The sequence below is a fragment of the Fodinibius sp. AD559 genome, from assembly GCF_052712805.1.
This window is the reverse complement of record NZ_JBQPVW010000006.1, coordinates 219,704-238,241: the sequence shown is the minus strand read 5'-3', so window position 1 is coordinate 238,241 and position 18,538 is coordinate 219,704. Positions and strand designations below refer to the sequence as shown.

Here is an 18,538-nt window from a genome sequence, read left to right as displayed (position 1 = left end):
GTATCAATAATAAGCTTCTCATGGGGATAACGCTGAATCCAATCTTCATACAACCTATTTAAACGCTCAAGGTATTCTATACGGATTGTGTTTTCATAATCCCTTCCCCGTTGCTGAATTTGTTGGACGAGGGTAGGAACCTGCGCGCGAATATAGATAAGCAAATTCGGTTCTTGAAGGTAATTCGTCATCTCCTGAAAGAGCGCTTCATAGTTCTCAAAATCGCGGTCGCTCATCAATCCCATCTCATGCAAGTTTTTGGCAAAAATCTCAACATCTTCGTAAATCGTTCGATCCTGCACAAAACGCCCTTGACGCTCCAGCATCTCTTTTTGATGGCGAAACCGGCTGGATAAAAAGTATATCTGCAGGTTAAAACTCCACCGCCGCATATCTTCATAAAAATCGGATAAATATGGATTATCATCTACTGATTCGTAAAAGGGTTCCCATCCAAAATGCTTTGCCAGCAAGCCTGTTAAGGAAGATTTACCCGCACCGATGTTTCCTGCAATAGAAATAAATTTAAGATTATCTTCTTCTGCTTCGTCAAGTTGTTCTGTAATATTATCCGTCATACCCTAATGTTTTCCCAATAGTTGATACATTTCTCTTTTATAATCTTCTACGCCCGGCTGGTCAAAGGGATTGACCCCTAAGCAATAGCAATAAACAGCCGTCAACAATTCGTAAAAATAGATAAACTCACCCATATGTTGTGCATTCAATTTATCGAGCGAAACAACAATATTGGGAACATCCCCATCTGTGTGTGCCTGCAGTGTCCCCTTAAATGCTTGCGTGTTTATCTCATGGAATGTTTGCCCCGATAAATAATTGAGTCCATCGTGATTTCCCGGAAACTTTTCTATCGTAATACTTTTTTCTGCTGATTTCACCCTGATAAACGTTTCCATCATATTGCGGGTCCCCTGCTGGATAAATTGACCAATGCTGTGCAGATCAGTCGAATAGATAGCCGTGGCCGGGAACATGCCCTTACCTTGCTTGCCCTCGCTTTCGCCCAGTAGTTGTTGCAGCCATCCACCCAAGGCTTCTAATTGAGGCTCGAAAGTCGTTAACACATCCAAGGTTTTGCCACTATTAAATAGCGCGAATTTTGTTGCCGCATAATCGAGAACTTGTCCTGGATTTTCTTCCAGCTCCTCATATTTTGAAACCGCCTCATAAAAGAGCGTCCTGATATCGATCCCGGCCACTGCAATTGGAAATAGTCCCACAGGTGTCAACACCGAAAATCGACCGCCTACATCATCAGGAATAATAAATTTTTTGTATCCGTGTTGATCAATCAGTTCATTAAGTGCTCCTCCCTCTTTACTTGTAGTACAAATGATCCGGTCGTCAACATCTTCTGGAAATTGTTTGGTCATCCACGTGCGAAGCACCCGAAAAGAGAGAGCTGTCTCAAGGGTAGTTCCAGATTTAGAAATCACGTTTAAGAACACACTCTTGGTCTCTCCCTCCTTGGTAGGTTTCTCCAAATAACCAATCAAATCTTTTAAGTATTTACCGCTCATATGATAACCGGCAAAAATAATCTCAGGTCCGTCGTTTCCAAAAAAGGAATTCAACCCTTCAATAACAGCGCGTGCCCCTAAATAAGATCCACCAATCCCACATATGATAAAAACATCTGCCTGTTCACGAATATTCGTCGCCAAACTATCTATCTGTTCGAGAATAGCATCATTGGGATCAGCAAGCAAATCTCTCCATCCCAACCATTCAGCTCCTTCGCCATTACCCTGTTGAACTAATTCAAAAGCTTTTTCAACCTGCTTATAAGCCTGACTAAATTTATCCTCAGTTAAAAACTTTTTTGCCCGGCTGGTATTAATCTCAATCATTATAATGTATTTTATAGGTGTCTTGAGTGCAGTTTAACTGATCGGGGTAAACTAAAAAATTTGATGGAGTATAAAACCTGATTAATTGTTAAAATTCAAGTTATTATTCTATTTCCAGATTTTTCACAGACTATGTTATATCAGCTGCTATTTAAAATAATTTTACCTAAAATTCATTGTGGAGAAGGTCATCCCAGACAGCTATATTAGGTCTAAATCATTGCGAGCTTTCAGATAGTTAAAATCAGCATTTTTTTTGAACAATTTTAAGCCTGCTACTTAGGTAAATGATTGATACTGAACTAAAAGAAGTCACAAAATTTAAAAAGACGGACAAAAAAACACTGAAGCAGATTACAAATCCTGTGTCAGACAGTCTGTCTGAGTTTCGCAGCTTTTATAGAGATGAGCTCCGTACCGATGTATTTCTTCTTGATAAGATTGTCCAGTATCTATTGAGGCAAAAGGGTAAAGAAATTCGCCCCACGCTCGTATTTATGTCAGCCAGACTTTTTGGTGATGTAAATGAGCGCAGTTATGTAGCTGCAACAATGATTGAACTGCTCCATACTGCTACCCTCATCCACGATGATGTTGTTGATGATGCAGAAGTACGGCGCGGATTTCTAAGCATCAACAAAGTTTGGAAAAACAAGGCCAGCGTTCTCCTTGGAGACTATCTACTCTCAAAAGGATTACTTACCGCTTTGGAATATGAAGAATTCAAGCTGTTAAAAGTACTTTCTGATGCCGTTAAAAAGATGAGCGAGGGTGAGTTGCGACAGTTTAAAGCAGCCCGTCTTTTTAACATGGACGAGGAATATTACTTTAAAGTAATCTCTGAAAAAACAGCAAGTCTCATTGCTGCTTGTTGTGAATGTGGCGCAGCATCTACCTCCGACGATCCCGCGATTCATCAAAAGATGCACGATATCGGGATGAATACCGGCATCGCTTTTCAAATTCGGGATGACCTGTTCGACTACGGCGTCGATGATATTGGTAAACCCAAACGAAACGATATACGGGAACGCAAGGTGACCCTTCCATTTATCAAAGCCCTTGATAACGCCTCTTTTTTTGAAACAATCCGCATGCGTCACCTAATGCGTAAACGTAAAAAAAGCAATAATGAGATTGAGGAAATTGTGCAGTTTGTTCATGACAAAGGAGGAATAAATTACGCCCGGTCCATTATGAATGAGTATGCTAAGCGAGCACTTGATGAACTTTCTACGCTACCCGAATCTCCGGAAAGAACATCGTTTGAAGATCTTATCACCTTTATCATTGAGCGAAAGAAATAATCGCTTGAGTTAACAATGGATACCCCCGCTCTGCAACCGCCCCTTTTACTTATTTCGGATATCCATCTGGGCGGATTTACAAACACCAAAAATGCACGTATTGAGGCTGAGCTTATCCAGCTGATTAATTACTGCCAGCGGAACGGTATTCGACTGGCTGTGTTAGGGGATCTTTTTGATTATTGGATGGAATATCCCGGTTTTGTCCCCAAACTCAGTAAAAAGCTTCTTGACCGATTTGAGGACTTTAATAATCAATTGGGGCCTACTTTATATATTACCGGCAATCACGACAATTGGACCCGCAATCATTTAAAAGATCGGGGATTTTATCTTATTCATGAACAATACCACTTTAATTCAGACGATAAAGAGATATTAATGCTACACGGCGATGGGCTCAACGATCCTAAATATAAGCTGAAGCGACCCTTGATGCATCGATTTTTACGAAGCCGGTTATTTGTGAAGCTATTTCAAATGATATTCCCCCCCCAAGCAGGAAATTCAATCATGAAATACTTTTCGCGTATTACCCGTAAAATGGATTGGGATTCCCGAAAAGAAGAGCAATTAAACAACTGGGCCAAACGCCAGCTGAAAAATTCTGAGGTAGAAATTATTTTATCCGGTCACGATCATATTCCCCGACAGAAACAATTTCCTTTCGGAACCTATATAAATTTGGGTACCTTTTATAACCATCATACAATGGCCTATTATAATAATGATGGCATCTCCCTCGTTTATTGGGAGCCAGAGTTACAGACGTTAAAACCATTTGAAACCAGCAGCTATTAATGAGCAATTCAGACCACGACAATGACATGGATCGTTATTTTAACGATCCTAATTATCGGCGAAAAAAAGCGCAAGAACGCAACGGTGATAGCAACAAAAAATCATCGCCTGATAATAATGGAATCCCCAAAAAGCTTCTCCGATGGGTCGGTGCAGCTGCAGGTATTATCATATTGGCAACTACTGGCTTTACCATTTATCTGTCCCAGGGACTTCCTTCCATTGATCAACTCGAAAATCCCCAAACGGCCGTTGCTTCTGAACTAAAAAGCCGTGATGGTCTAGTATTAGACCGCTACTATACCGAAAATCGTACGTATGCGCCTATCGAGCAAATATCTCCTAACGTGATTGATGCTCTTATTGCGACCGAAGATCACCGTTTCTACAATCACTGGGGGATCGATATGATACGTACCCTGGCTATTCCCTGGCATTTAATAAATGGGCGTGTTCAAGGAGGTTCCACTCTTACACAACAGCTGGCCCGGAACCTCTATAAGAAAATTGGTCGGGAATTTTCTGTTGTTCGTAAACTGCGGGAAATGATTACTGCTGTTCAAATTGAGCAAAACTACACCAAGCGTGAAATCATTGAGATGTATCTCAATACGGTAGAATTTCCTAATAGTGCTTTTGGTATTGAGTCTGCAGCGCAAACCCATTACGGTAAGAGTGCAAGCGATTTAACAGTATCGGAAGCAGCCACACTGGTAGGTTCGCTGCAAATGGTCTATACATACAACCCGCGTATTCACCCCGAAAATACTAAAAACAGACGCAATACGGTTCTTTTTCTACTGAATAAACGGGGATTTATCAGTGATGCGGTTTATGATAAGCTGCGGCAGGAACCTATAGTTCTTGATTACCATCCACCATCAAAATCGGGACAACAAAACCGTTATTTCGGCCAGTATGTACGCCAGAAAGTTGATCCGTGGCTAAAAGAAAATGGATATGATCTAAACACCGATGGATTAACAATTTATACGACTATCGATTCGCGGCTGCAACGTTACGCGGAACAGGCGCTTCGTACGAAGTTGGATTCTCTGCAAACCATATATGAAGATGAATGGACTTCACCCAACGGGGAGTATATGGATGAATTTTGGCAAAAGCACCCTAATTTTTTACGCGAATTTATCCGTGATACGGATCGCTATAAAAATGCGTTTTCGAAGTATAATACCGACCAGGAATCCGTAGTTTTTGATACGCTGATGGCTGATTCTGCCTTTGTTGATTCCGTAAAGCGTGCTAAAACGCGACTCGAAGCCGGATTTGTGGGTATCGATCCCAATAACGGAAATGTGTTAGCCTGGGTGGGCGGATCCAATTACGGTAATGTCCAATACGACCATGTCTACCAATCACGGAGACAAGCCGGATCTACTTTTAAGCCTTTTGTTTACACGGTAGCAATCGACAATGGCTACAAACCCTATCACAAATTCTCCAAATATCCCAGTGTGTTTTATGACCGGTCGGGAGATGCATGGAAGCCTAAAGATCCTGAAATTCCTTCAGGGCCCGAAATGGTACCCCTGCGTCAAGCTCTGGCCCGCAGCTTAAATAACGTTACTATTCGACTTTTACCTGAGTTGGCCGGAGCCCCCGGAACCAATAAACTGGAAGAGTTGAAACCTGCTGCACGAAAAATTAAGCAGATGGCTTCTAACTTGGGTATTGATTTGTCTGGAACTCCCGCCTATCCTTCTATTGCCCTCGGAACGGCAAAGGTTTCTCTGCTTGAAATGGTAAGCGCATATACTACTTATGCCAATCAGGGAGTCCACATTGATCCCATTGCCGTTACGCGTATTGAAGACAAAGAAGGAAACGTCATTAAAGAATTTCATCCCGAATACCAGCAAGAGGTTATTAGTCCCGAAACGGCGTACATGATGGTGGATATGATGCGGGGCGTTATTCGCGGTGGTGAGGATTATTACGGGACGGGTGTTCGCCTGCGCAATGTTTACGGTGTTCGTCAGGATGTAGCCGGCAAAACCGGTACCACTCAAAATAGTGCCGACAACTGGTTCATGGCCATGATGCCCCACATCACGATGGGGGCATGGGTTGGTGGAGAGAACCGTATGATTCGTTTTCCTCAGGATACATATATTGGTCAGGGAGCACGTTCTGCACTTCCCATTGTCGGTAAATTTATCAATTTAGCTACATCGGACCCCAAAGCCCCGTGGAGCTATGACGCTTTCGAATCTCCCCCTGGTTTTGTAATGCCGCAAGATCCCGATAGTGCCGAAAGTAATGAAACAGGCACCGGCCGTATCGGTTGGTAAAGTTTTAGTATTAAGTATTAAAAGAATTAACCTCGTTTTATATGGCCATTAATATCTCGGATTACTTTTCCGAACAGGAGATCTCTGATCTTACTGAAGAGGCCAACCGATCTGATGATTTAGAAAAGCTAACATCATCAGCCTTAGATATTCTCAAGAAAAAGAAACTCTTGGATCTTTTTGTCCCCCAGCAGTACGACGGATTACAGTGCAATTTACCCGAGGCCCTGCCCTGGCTTGAGGCAACCTCCTGGATTGACGGAAGCTTGGGCTGGACGCTTACCCTCGCTTCCGGTGCGGGTCTTTTTGGTGCATTCATGATACCAGAGTTTGCTCGCTCTGTTTTCAGCCAAAAGAATACCTTTATTGCCGGTTCGGGATTTCCGGGTGGAAAAGCAGAAAGGACAAACGCTGGTTTTCACATAAATGGATCATGGAAATATGCTTCCGGTATTAATCACCCTACCCTAATTACGGCAACCTGCTATATTACGACGGGTGGAAAAATACAACAGAAAGAAGGGGCCCCTGTTACAAAGGCTATTGCATGTTATCCCGATGAAATTGAGATACAAAAAACATGGAATAGTTTTGGACTCAAAGGTACAGGAAGTCACAATTTTGCGATACAGGGTGTGCAGATCCCAAAGAAAAGAACATTTGCCATTTCGCCGGATTCCGTTCACGTAGATGGAGTGCTCTACCAATATCCATTTGAAGCATTTGCCCACTGTACACTGGCTATTTCAATGCTTGGAATAGCCAGACGCTTTTGGGATGAAGCCAAACAAATATTGCTGTCCAAACATGAAGTAACAGAACTTAAAGGCCTTCCAGAATCATTACAGACAAGATTTAAAGATTCACACCAGCAATTTAATAAGGCCAAAGAGGCTGTTTACAAAACCGTAGAACAGTCTTGGCAAAAACTGCAAAAATCCAAACACCTTAACGATGACCTTGCAAATAAGGTTTCTGTCCAATCTCGGCAATCATGCCAAACAGCTCTCCATTGTGTACAAAATCTCTATCCACTTTTAGGTATGTCAGCCATCAATCCTGATTCCATTATAAATAGATGTTGGCGTGATTTACACACCGCCAGTCAACATATGTTTCTAAGACCCCAATAAAGATGTGCCTAAAATAGAAAAGGCGACCTCCATGCAGAGATCGCCTTTAAGAAATTATCAAAATAGTAAGAACTACTGGGTATTTACTCCTATATCGACCGATAATTTGATTCGGTTTTCTGCACGTTTAAGTGCCTTTTTTGCCCGATCTTTATCAATCTCTTTATCGTCAGCTTCAAGACGCTCTACTGCACGCTCTTTTGCCTGCTTGGCTCGCTCAACATCAATTTCCTCAACCGGTTCAGCAGCTTCGGCAAGCAATGTCAGCTTATTATCCACCACTTCTACAAAGCCACCCGTCACAGCAAAATGCTGTTCGCCGCCAGCGGCTTTGCGAACCAGTATTTCTCCGATTTCAAGCGAAGAAATAATATTGGCGTGAAGCGTCTTAACTTCAAAACTCCCCATTTCTCCGGGGACTCGTACTCCGGTTACTTCATCATCAAAGATAGAACCTTCCGGAGTTAATATTTGAGCACTAAAGGTGTTCATTTGTTGTATACCTCTTATTATTCTGCGGCTTCAGCTTCTTCCTCGGCCAGCAATTCTTCGCCTTTTTCTTCTGCTTCTTCAATGGTACCAACCATGTAAAAAGCTTTCTCCGGCAAGTGATCGAGCTCACCGTCAAGAATCTTCTTGAAGCCTTGAATAGTGTCTTCAACATTCACATACGTACCGGGTTGACCCGTAAACTGTTCAGCAACAAAGAATGGCTGACTCAAGAATCGCTGAATGCGTCGAGCTCGTGACACAACCGTTTTATCCTCATCCGAAAGTTCATCCATACCCAGGATAGCAATAATATCCTGCAGATCTTTGTACTTCTGAAGAATTTCGATCACTCGCTGTGCCGTCTGATAATGTTCTTTACCAACAATATGCGGATCAAGAATTCGAGAAGTAGAATCCAGTGGATCTACAGCCGGATAAATACCAATCTGTGTAAGCGCACGACTCAATACCGTCGTTGCATCCAAGTGAGCAAATGTCGTTGCCGGAGCGGGATCAGTCAAGTCATCAGCCGGTACATAAACAGCCTGTACTGATGTAATAGAACCATTTTTCGTAGAAGTAATACGCTCCTGCAGGTCACCCATTTCAGTAGCCAATGTTGGCTGATAACCTACCGCCGATGGCATACGTCCAAGCAGTGCCGAAACCTCGGATCCAGCCTGCGTAAATCGGAAAATGTTATCAATAAAGAGCAGGATGTCTCGAGAAATTTCTTCACGGAAATACTCGGCCAGTGTTAATCCGGAAAGTGCTACACGAAGTCGAGCTCCAGGGGGCTCGTTCATTTGCCCGAAGGCAAAAGCAGCTTTAGAATCTTTCAAAGCATCTTTGTCTACCTTGCTAAGATCCCACTCTCCATTTTCAAAAGACTCTTTAAATTCTTCACCATAATCAATAATACCGGCTTCGAGCATCTCACGGATAAGATCGTTACCCTCACGAGTACGCTCACCAACACCGGCAAAAACCGAAAGACCACCGTGACCTTTGGCAATATTATTAATCAACTCCTGAATAAGAACCGTTTTACCCACACCGGCACCACCGAAAAGGCCTGTTTTTCCACCTTTGGCATATGGACAAAGAAGATCGATAACCTTAATTCCCGTTTCGAGCATCTCTGTAGATGTGGCGAGATCCTCAAAATCAGGAGATGATCGGTGGATAGGATATTGTTGATCTCCTTTGGGAGGCTCAATTCCGTCAATAGGTTCACCTACCACATTAAATACACGCCCGAGGATGTCCTCACCTACTGGCATCGAGATCGGAGATCCCGTATTAACAACTTCCATCTCCCGAACCAATCCGTCGGTAGAGTCCATCGCAATGGTACGGACACGATTTTCGCCGAGGTGCTGAGCAACTTCCAGATAGAGTTTAGATTTATCTTCTCTTTCGATATAAAGTGCATTAAGTACCGGGGGAATGTCGCCTTGATCGAAATCAACATCCACAACCGGCCCAATCACTTGTGCAACGGTTCCTTTCTTCATTATTTATTTAGTTCTAATGAGTTAACTTTTGATAATTTCTTGTCGGAAAGAAATGTAAATTTCCTACCACATAAGAAGCGGCAAAAGTTAGGGCTTTTTGCGAGCAAATGAAAGTCAAATCATACCTTTATTATATACCAATAACTTTGACAGAAAAATTTCTTATACGTCAAGTAAAACAACCCCGCTTTAGAATTCCCACCTTGATCCTTTAAAAATTCTAAACCTTATCTATCATACTTAGCCCCTGCCCAACCTGCACCCATACCCTTATTAATAAATATTAGAAATTTTTAATGTTCTGCTGATTTCTTACATTTTACTAAGGTTAGTGGCAGAAAATAATTTTAGTTGGATATAACATTATCATGAATAACACGGATCAACAAAGCTCTAACTTACTTTGGAAGCCGTTAACATTTGATATTCTACTTTCGCGTTATTCACTTACAAATATTCGCGTCTGGGGAATGTTGACGATGTGGATTATTGCTATTGCCGGCACACTCTATGCTACCATCGCTCTACTGCCTAATGAATGGATGTCAGTATCTAACGGCCGCGCCGACATCATTAAGTTTTTCCTTTTTAATCCGGCACTAATTTTGGGACTGCTGCTGTTTTTCTGGTTTGGTTTTGAGTGGGGATTTATTCCCATCTTTTTATGCTCTTTCATTATTGCATTTCATTCAAGCATGCCTTGGGGTTGGGCACTCGTTTTTGCAATTGCATTTGTATTAGGGGTAGCTATCTGTGCCATGGCATATCAGGGATTTAATATCGCCTACGATCTACGCAGCTTAAAGAGCATTGCGTTCTTTATCTCTATTATGTTTATCGCTTCTATCGCAAGTTCTCTGGGTTCTTTTATCTGGAGTTTTAGTCATCAACTTTCGGCTTCTGAAACCCTGATGATCTGGAAGAGCTGGTGGAGCGGTTCATTTATTCAGGCTATCTTAATAACAGGTCCGTTATTATGGCTATTCACTCCCGCAGTTGAACGTCTAAAGAGCCGCTTTTTTTCACTGCCCGATCGTTCCCGTTTGTCCTTAAAATGGGTGGCCGGTGCAGTAGGATCAATCACTGGAGCGCTTGCCCTATTTATTTTTTCGGGGAAATACCTGGGCAAGCTACGAGTTCAAGAGGTGATGACGGAACAGAAAACAGCTACCGTTATTGATGTGGTTAATGCTTTGGAGTCTTTCGAAATTATTTCGTGGATATCTATCGGCATTATTATAGTAACAGGATATGGCGCCTTTAAACTTATTGGAGGATGGAACCAACAGCTAACATCGGAAGTGGAAAACAGAACCCGTCAGCTTCATGAAAGTCAGAAAAAGCTACAGGTTTCATTAGATGAAAAAAAAGTTCTCCTCAAGGAAATTCATCATCGGGTAAAAAATAACCTGGCTTTGGTTAGTGCTTTGTTGGAATTGCAGGAACAAAACTCCTCACAAATTGAGAATGACAGTACATTCAGAACCGCACGATCGCGCATTAAGTCAATGGCATTGGCTCACGAAGCCCTTTATCAAAATGAGTCATTCTCTAATATTAGCATGAAAGAATATATCCAGCGAATTGCCAATCTTACCCATCAATCATTTGTCAATAAAAATGCTGACATCGATCTCAAGTTCAATCTCGAGGATGCACGGCTGGAAATGTCACAATCAATTCCTCTTGGTCTGGTTATCAACGAGATTCTAATTAATGCTCATAAACATGCTTTTGATGGTATATCTGATGGTTTTATTGAGCTTGGAAGTACGGTAAAGAATGACAAGATAAATATTTACATCCGTGATAATGGTGTGGGACTCCCTCAAGATCGGAAAACAATAAAGCCAAAGTCACTGGGAATGACACTTATCAAAAAATTTTCCAAGCAGCTTAAAGCTGATCTATCCATCGAAAGTGAGCAAGATGAGGGTACAACATTTAATTTAGTATTTCAGAATTAAAACTTCTTTTACACTTTCCACCATTTATTGCATGTGATATTGTAATCATTAACTATTCAGCGATTCCAACGTTCATGATTATAAGCCACATAAAACTCGTCAAAATACATATGTGGCGTTCCACTCCAGAAGAAAATTTAATCCCAACTTTCAGACGGGGCAAAAACAAACAGAACACTTATACATTTTTTAAAATACTAAAAACAGTGTAGCTCCTTGCATTTTTTTGCATTTATATGCTTATATTTGTTTTGCTTACTCTCTATTTCTTCTTTAAAAAATATTATAGAGATCTATCATATCTGAACAACCATTAAAAGATGTAATTATTTACTCAATGCGGAACATCTTAATAACAAAGTTGGTTCTTTAAGATAAAACTAAAGCTTTCATTTTTAACTTTTCGTAGTACATTACATAATTATTTCTTTCTTAAATTCAAGTAACCTAATTATGGAAAAGCGAACCTCGGGCAAATCATTACCTTACTATTTTTTTTCAGTACTAATATTTTTAGGATTAACTTTTACTTCTGTATCCCACGTCACAGCACAGGATCTGGATGTCCCCTACGTACCTACCCCCGACAATGTAGTTGAACGCATGCTCGACCTTACTGATGTAGAATCCAGTGATTATGTCATTGATTTAGGATCCGGAGACGGACGCATCGTAATTGCGGCCGCCAAACGTGGCGCCAATGGCCACGGCATTGATCTTGATCCTGAACGCATTGCCGAAGCTCGCGAAAATGCCAGCAGCGAAGGCGTTGATGACCAAATAATGTTTATGGAGGGTGATATCTTTGAAACCGATTTTAGTAAAGCTTCTGTTATTACGATGTATTTGTTGCCCTCAGTAAACAAAAAGTTGAGACCCGAACTAATAAATAAGCTGGAACCCGGTACACAAGTTGTTTCGCATAGTTTTGATATGGGAAGCTGGAAAGCTGATAAGAAGGTCGTTGTAAAAAATAATGGGAGAAGCCACGACATCTATTACTGGGTGATACCGGCCCAAACAGAAGGAACATGGTCGTGGAATTATAATGGCACCAATTTTAATATGACGGTTAATCAGCGATTTCAGGAAATTTCGGTAAAACTCACCGATAATAATGACACCTTTTTTGATATCCACAAAGCGGAATTAAAAGGTAAACGAATAACTCTGCGGGCATCAAATGGAAATCAAAATTATATTTTTAGCGGACGCGTTGAAGGAGATAAGATTAACGGGATGATGCAGCATCATAACGGCCAGGGAAAGAATTTTTATCAATGGTCGGCAATAAAAAAATAATTTCTTTTATTCCGACTTATCTTAATAAAAGGTTTTAGCCTCGCTGCATGAACACATCCGATTCGGGTTCACCGCTTAAAGTGTTTACTAATCTTAGTGCTATAGCTGTCGTTGTTGGTATTGTGGTCGGCATAGGCATATTTCGCCTGCCTTCCATTGTAGCACAGAATGCTGCATCTGAACTTCATTACATCGGTTTTTGGGTGGCAGGTGGGCTCATCTCCATCATTGGTGCACTTTGCTATGCCGAAATTGCATCAAAGAAGCCGGATGCCGGCGGGGAGTACTATTTTCTTACCGAAGCCTATGGATCGACCATAGGCTTTTTGTTTTCCTGGGGACGCATGACCGTCATTCAAACAGGATCTATTGCCCTGGCCGCTTTTATCCTTGGAGATTATGCATCTACTATTTACGATATGGGAACATATAGCTCATCTATTTATGCCGGCATCACCGTTATCGGATTGACCGGATTAAATATATGGGGCACCCATCCCGCAAAGAATGCCCAAAACGGAATGACAACCCTTATTGTGGGCATCTTACTGCTCTGTGGACTTGCCGGCGTTATTACCGGTGGTGAGGTTACACCTCAAACCGGCTCCTCAGTCAACACCTCGGCCGGTGCTGCTATGATCTTTGTCCTGCTCACCTATGGCGGATGGAATGAGGGAGTTTATCTTTCGGCAGAACTAAAGGATGTCCGACAAAATATATCCAAGGTACTTCTCATTGGATTAGCTGTAATTACTATTCTATATGTACTTATCAATAGTGCCTACCTTCAAGTATTGGGACTCGAACAACTTCGTACATCTAAAACAATAGGTGTAGATCTTACCAATAGTATTTTTGGGGCCGAGGGAGCCTATATTATGGCTGTTATTGTTATCATTTCTGCCCTATCTACCGCCAATGCGACTATTATTACCGGCGCAAGAACCAACTATGCATTGGGACGCGATTTTAGTGCTTTGAGATGGATTGGCAAATGGAATCCCCATTATAATTCCCCCATTAATGCTTTACTGGTACAAGGAGGTATAAGTCTTGGACTGGTTTTCTTAGGAGCATTTACCAAAGAGGCTGTTTCTACGATGGTCGATTATACGGCCCCTGTTTTCTGGTTTTTCATCCTTCTCACCACCGTTACGCTATTCCTTTTTAGGAACAGAGAAGAATCTTCTGAGGATACATTCAAAGTCCCGCTATATCCTCTTACTCCAATCCTGTTTATTATATGTTGTTTTTATCTTTTGTATTCAAGCGTGATGTTTACCGGGTGGGGAGCGATGGTTGGCATAGCTATCTTGGCAGTAGGTCTTCCGGTTTACTATTGGGCACAGAATAAACCGAAATAGCAAATCCCAGTAATCCAACTAATATAATCTATTCTCTATTAGCAACTCCCATGCTAAAACCGTATTTTTGACAACCTAAGAAACCACGTATTTTTTCGCTTAGAACAACAAAAAGTGAACAGAATGATTGTTGCACTTTGTGGATGTGGTTTGCTGGATTTTAAGATTGATTATCACCAGAAAGTTTAACTCTAAACAGATATTGCATTGGATACCGAAGCAACAGCTCGTTCTATCAGCGTAGAAATACTAATAGATTTTGAAGATAACGGAGTTCTCGATTATTCCCGGGCCAACAAGCTTGAGAGCCGCGACCGTGCTGAAGTACGCGAGTATGTGCAAAACATTTTACGACGTCGCTCCTACCTCGATTTTCTTATCGACCAGTTTTCGAACGTAAAAATTGATGAGATGAAATCGAGCTTAAAAAATATTCTGCGTCTCGGCGTGTACGATATGGTGTTTATGGATAGCACTCCCGATTATGCTGCTATTAACGAGTCAGTAGAGATAGCAAAATACAGTCTTGGCTCGCGTACCGGTGATCTTACCAATGCAATACTGCGTAACCTGCAACGGGATATAGATAATCTTCCCAAACCCAACTTCGAAGATCGTACTAAATTAGTTGCTACAACCTTTTCACATCCCGAATGGCTTGTAAAACGATGGACCGACCGCTTCGGCGAACGCGAAGCCTTTAAGCTGATGCAAGCCAACAATAAGCGTCCTGTATATTACATCCGTGCTAACAATTTGCGCACGAAAACAGAAAACTTTAAGCTACGCATGACCAAGCACGGCATCGAGTTTGAAGAAAGCGACTGGCTGCCCGGTTACTTTAAGGTGGACAGCGTTGCACCTTTCATTTCGAAAGGATGGCTGGATAAAGGTTTTTGCCAGGTACAGGATATTGCAGCGGGCTTTGCCCCTTATCTTTTGGATCCGGATCCAAGCGAATCAATTTACGATCTTTGTGCAGCACCCGGTACTAAAAGCGTTTTGATGTCTGACCTGATGAATGGTGAAGGCGACATTTTAGCCGTTGATATTTCTTCTGAGCGACTTGATAAACTGGCCGAAAGCGCCCTCTCCTATCACGCCGAAAATATTCGGGTTCGTCGCGCCGATGTCACGGAAGTAGAACTTGATGAAACAGATGCCGTTCTGTTGGATGCTCCGTGCACGGGAACTGGAGTCCTCAGCAAGCGAGCCGACCTTCGCTGGCGTCGCGATCAAGATTCCCTTGATAATGCAGTCCAATTGCAGTCTGAATTACTCGACTCTGCTGCAGCGATGGTTAAAAAAGGAGGACGCTTGGTATATAGTACCTGCTCACTCGAAGAGGAAGAAAATATGGAACAGGTGATGAACTTCCTCGACCGCCACGAAAACTTTGAAATGCAATCAGTGGAAGGATACGTGCCGGACGAAGTAATTGCCCACGGTGGGTTGGCTTATCAGACTTTCCCTCACAAGCATGGCTGTGACGGACACTTTGGCGTGCTGTTAAAACGTACGAAATAAGAGGTATCTTATACAGATCCTGAAACCCCGAATAGTCGGGACACGGCAAATTCAGGATAACATATGTAATGTTTGATTCCTGCTTCCGTAGTTCCACTGCGGAAGCTTTTTTATTCCTATTGTATTTTAAATTTCTCCGATAAAACCAGACATCAATTCCGACTCTACATCTTCTTTCCTTTTTCGTATCTTTGCGACTAAAATAGCGTTAACCGGAACCTGTAAAACGAGTTTTCATAATTTTGGATAAATCCACGCCTTCTCAAGACATCCCAAAACATTTTGATCCCGGCAGTATTGAAGAAAAATGGTACAGCTACTGGGAGGATAATGGCTTTTTTCATTCCGAGCCCGACGACCGCGAATCGTATACTGTTGTCATCCCTCCGCCCAACGTCACGGGCGTCCTACACATGGGCCACATGCTCAACAATACCATCCAGGATGTACTTGTCCGACGTGCCCGCATGCAGGGCAAAAACGCCTGCTGGGTGCCGGGTACCGATCATGCCTCTATTGCTACCGAGGCTAAAGTTGTTCAAAAGCTGCGCAAAGAAGGCATTACCAAAGCGGATTTAACCAGAGAGGAATTTCTTGAACATGCTTGGGACTGGACTGACGAGCACGGTGGAATAATCCTGCAACAACTGCGCAAACTCGGAGCATCATGCGACTGGGAACGCACACGGTTTACGCTCGAAGATGATTTATATGAAGCAGTCGTTGATTGTTTTATAGAACTCTACGAACGCGGCTATATTTATCGCGGCAAAAGAATGATTAATTGGGATCCCGAAGCCCAAACAGCTCTCTCTGATGAAGAGGTTATTCACCGTGAAGAAACCTCCAAACTCTATCACGTTCGCTATAAAATTAAAGACAGCGACGAGTGGGTTACTATTGCGACCACGCGTCCTGAGACCATTTTAGCAGATACGGCCGTTTGCGTACATCCCGAAGACGAGCGCTATCAAGACCTGATCGGCAAAACGGCCATCATCCCTGTTGTAGAACGCGAAGTGCCCATTATTGTCGATGAATACGTGGATATGGAATACGGAACCGGCTGCCTGAAAATTACGCCTGCTCACGACGAAAATGACTATGAGATCGGTCAGAAGCATGACTTGGAAATAATCGATATGCTTAATCCCGATGGCACGCTAAGCGATGCTGCCGAGCACTACATCGGTGAAGATCGCTTTGATGCCCGCGAGCTGATCATTAAAGATCTAAAGAAAAATGATCAGCTTGTAGAGATTAAAGAAATGCAGAATAAGATCGGGTATTCCGAGCGGACCGACGCCATTATTGAACCACGTCTGTCGCTACAATGGTTCTGCAAAATGGATGAGTTGGCTAAACCGGCCCACGAAAATGTCATGAATAACAACATCGATTTTCATCCGTCCAAATTTGAGAATTCCTATAACCACTGGATGGAAAACATTCGGGACTGGTGCATTTCACGACAGCTTTGGTGGGGTCAGCGTATTCCCGCCTGGTATTACGGCGAAGGCAAAGATGACTACGTCGTTGCCAAAACTGAAGAAGAGGCTGTTGAAAAAGCACGCAAAAAGTCAGGTAATGATGATTTAACAGCGGATGACATCCGTCAGGATGAGGATGTGCTGGATACTTGGTTCTCTTCTTGGCTGTGGCCGATTACGGTTTTTGATCCGGAGTATATTCGTACTGGAGAAGCGAATGAAGATCTGGAGTATTACTATCCTACCCAAGACCTGGTTACCGCACCGGAAATTATGTTTTTCTGGGTTGCTCGGATGATCATGTCCGGCTATGAATTTATGGACGAAAAGCCATTCAGCAATGTATATTACACAGGTATCGTCCGCGACAGTCAGCGTCGCAAAATGTCAAAATCGCTGGGTAATTCGCCTGACCCAATTAAATTAATGGAAGAATACGGAACCGACGGTGTGCGCGTTGGAATGCTGTTCTCCTCTCCTGCGGGTAACGATCTCCTTTTTGAAGAGCAGCTTTGTGAACAGGGGCGAAATTTTGCCAACAAGATCTGGAACGCGTTCCGATTCTTGTCAATGAATCGCACCGAAGAAACGCAGCTCAAGTATTCGCTTGAAATTGATGAGGATAATCTCGTCGACCGTTGGATGCTCTCTCGATTGCACGAGACCATCGACGCCATCAACAAAGATATGGAGAACTTCCGTATCAACGAGGCGCTCCACAAAATTTATTCCCTAATCTGGGATGATTTTTGTGACTGGTACATCGAGCTGATCAAAGCCGACGAACCGGGTGCCAGTATTCCCGAAGATCGCCTGTCGCGCGGATTCAATTTCTTTGAGCAGCTGATGAAGCTTCTGCATCCGTTTATGCCGTTTATCACTGAGGAAATCTGGCAACTTATCCGTGATCGGGATACCGACGAAGCCATGATTGTTGCTTCGTGGCCGGAATTTAATGAATCTGCAGTCTCCGAATCTGACAGAGATCTTTTTGAATCTATTCAGAAGATGATCTCTGCTATTCGAAACATCCGGGCCGAATTCAACTTGAATCCCAACGATGAAATTGACTTGCTTATTAAGGCCAAGGATGAAAAAACTGCTGAAGCTATCAGCAAAAACGAGTGGATTTTCCGCAAGCTCCAGTCCATTAATACATTTGACGTATCAGCTGACTTAGAAAAACCCGAAACATCAGCTTCGGCCGTTATCCAAGGTACTGAACTATTTGTACCGCTGGAAGGACTCATTGATCTGGAAAAAGAACGCAAGCGCATCCAGAAAGAAATTGATCGTCTCGAAGGATTCTTAAAATCTATTGAGGGCAAGCTTAACAACGACGGCTTCGTTAATAATGCGCCTGAAGATGTCGTACAAAAAGAGCGGGATAAAAAAGAAGACACGGAAACAGACCTCGAAAAACTACACGAAATTTTAGAAGAACTCGATTCATAA

The 18,538-nt window shown here is 42.5% G+C and carries 13 protein-coding genes; 9 read left to right on the top strand and 4 right to left on the bottom strand.

From position 1 onward, the window contains the following. Positions 1–578, bottom strand: a 578-nt coding sequence (locus tag ACQ4LT_RS12350; RefSeq protein ID WP_445666362.1) for a deoxynucleoside kinase, incomplete at its 3' end; no start/stop codon positions are given. Between the two features lie 3 nt (positions 579–581). Further along, positions 582–1,871, bottom strand: a complete 1,290-nt coding sequence (locus ACQ4LT_RS12345; protein ID WP_445666361.1) for a glucose-6-phosphate isomerase — start codon at positions 1,869–1,871, stop codon at positions 582–584. A 287-nt stretch (positions 1,872–2,158) separates the two neighbouring features. On the opposite strand from ACQ4LT_RS12345, the gene ACQ4LT_RS12340 reads away from it, so the two are divergent. The 4 genes from ACQ4LT_RS12340 to ACQ4LT_RS12325 are packed head-to-tail and all read left to right on the top strand — an operon-like array spanning position 2,159 to position 7,424. After that, positions 2,159–3,178, top strand: a complete 1,020-nt coding sequence (locus tag ACQ4LT_RS12340) for a polyprenyl synthetase family protein (RefSeq protein WP_445666360.1) — start codon at positions 2,159–2,161, stop codon at positions 3,176–3,178. 15 nt (positions 3,179–3,193) lie between these two features. Beyond that, a complete protein-coding gene (locus ACQ4LT_RS12335; RefSeq protein ID WP_445666359.1) occupies positions 3,194–3,979 on the top strand; it encodes a UDP-2,3-diacylglucosamine diphosphatase in 786 nt (261 codons plus the stop codon). Beyond that, positions 3,979–6,291 (top strand): penicillin-binding protein 1A, encoded by a 2,313-nt coding sequence (locus ACQ4LT_RS12330; protein ID WP_445666358.1) that lies wholly within the window; start codon positions 3,979–3,981, stop codon positions 6,289–6,291. The genes ACQ4LT_RS12335 and ACQ4LT_RS12330 overlap by 1 nt, the downstream gene beginning before the upstream one ends. Before the next feature lie 41 nt (positions 6,292–6,332). Further along, entirely contained in the window at positions 6,333–7,424 is a 1,092-nt protein-coding gene (locus tag ACQ4LT_RS12325) for a hypothetical protein (RefSeq protein ID WP_445666357.1), read from the top strand. Positions 7,425–7,496: 72 nt separating this feature from the next. Here ACQ4LT_RS12325 and atpC read toward each other — a convergent pair whose 3' ends face one another. Beyond that, complete coding sequence (gene atpC / locus ACQ4LT_RS12320; RefSeq protein WP_445666356.1) at positions 7,497–7,916, bottom strand: ATP synthase F1 subunit epsilon; 420 nt, start codon at positions 7,914–7,916, stop codon at positions 7,497–7,499. Between the two features lie 17 nt (positions 7,917–7,933). Then, positions 7,934–9,436 carry a F0F1 ATP synthase subunit beta gene (atpD, locus tag ACQ4LT_RS12315; protein ID WP_445666367.1) on the bottom strand — a complete coding sequence of 501 codons (1,503 nt, stop codon included), beginning with the start codon at positions 9,434–9,436 and terminating at the stop codon, positions 7,934–7,936. Between the two features lie 365 nt (positions 9,437–9,801). On the opposite strand from atpD, the gene ACQ4LT_RS12310 reads away from it, so the two are divergent. The 5 genes from ACQ4LT_RS12310 to ACQ4LT_RS12290 all read left to right on the top strand — a co-directional run bounded on the left by ACQ4LT_RS12310 (position 9,802) and on the right by ACQ4LT_RS12290 (position 18,538). After that, positions 9,802–11,400 carry a histidine kinase dimerization/phosphoacceptor domain -containing protein gene (locus ACQ4LT_RS12310; RefSeq protein ID WP_445666355.1) on the top strand — a complete coding sequence of 533 codons (1,599 nt, stop codon included), beginning with the start codon at positions 9,802–9,804 and terminating at the stop codon, positions 11,398–11,400. A 453-nt stretch (positions 11,401–11,853) separates the two neighbouring features. Continuing rightward, a complete protein-coding gene (locus ACQ4LT_RS12305; protein WP_445666354.1) occupies positions 11,854–12,702 on the top strand; it encodes a class I SAM-dependent methyltransferase in 849 nt (282 codons plus the stop codon). Positions 12,703–12,749: 47 nt separating this feature from the next. Next, positions 12,750–14,066: an APC family permease gene (locus ACQ4LT_RS12300; protein WP_445666353.1), complete on the top strand. Its 1,317-nt coding sequence runs from the start codon at positions 12,750–12,752 to the stop codon at positions 14,064–14,066. A 207-nt stretch (positions 14,067–14,273) separates the two neighbouring features. Beyond that, positions 14,274–15,593, top strand: coding sequence for a 16S rRNA (cytosine(967)-C(5))-methyltransferase RsmB (gene rsmB / locus ACQ4LT_RS12295; RefSeq protein WP_445666352.1), 1,320 nt, complete (start codon positions 14,274–14,276; stop codon positions 15,591–15,593). A 242-nt stretch (positions 15,594–15,835) separates the two neighbouring features. Next, positions 15,836–18,538 carry a valine--tRNA ligase gene (locus tag ACQ4LT_RS12290; RefSeq protein WP_445666351.1) on the top strand — a complete coding sequence of 901 codons (2,703 nt, stop codon included), beginning with the start codon at positions 15,836–15,838 and terminating at the stop codon, positions 18,536–18,538.

Coding starts and splice junctions, on each gene's coding strand:
- ACQ4LT_RS12305 (WP_445666354.1), top strand. CDS start 11,854: ATGGAAAAGCGAACCTCGGGCAAATCATTACCTTACTATTTTTTTTCA.
- ACQ4LT_RS12345 (WP_445666361.1), bottom strand. CDS start 1,871: ATGATTGAGATTAATACCAGCCGGGCAAAAAAGTTTTTAACTGAGGAT.
- ACQ4LT_RS12325 (WP_445666357.1), top strand. CDS start 6,333: ATGGCCATTAATATCTCGGATTACTTTTCCGAACAGGAGATCTCTGAT.
- ACQ4LT_RS12330 (WP_445666358.1), top strand. CDS start 3,979: ATGAGCAATTCAGACCACGACAATGACATGGATCGTTATTTTAACGAT.
- ACQ4LT_RS12335 (WP_445666359.1), top strand. CDS start 3,194: ATGGATACCCCCGCTCTGCAACCGCCCCTTTTACTTATTTCGGATATC.
- atpC (WP_445666356.1), bottom strand. CDS start 7,916: ATGAACACCTTTAGTGCTCAAATATTAACTCCGGAAGGTTCTATCTTT.
- ACQ4LT_RS12310 (WP_445666355.1), top strand. CDS start 9,802: ATGAATAACACGGATCAACAAAGCTCTAACTTACTTTGGAAGCCGTTA.
- ACQ4LT_RS12340 (WP_445666360.1), top strand. CDS start 2,159: ATGATTGATACTGAACTAAAAGAAGTCACAAAATTTAAAAAGACGGAC.
- ACQ4LT_RS12300 (WP_445666353.1), top strand. CDS start 12,750: ATGAACACATCCGATTCGGGTTCACCGCTTAAAGTGTTTACTAATCTT.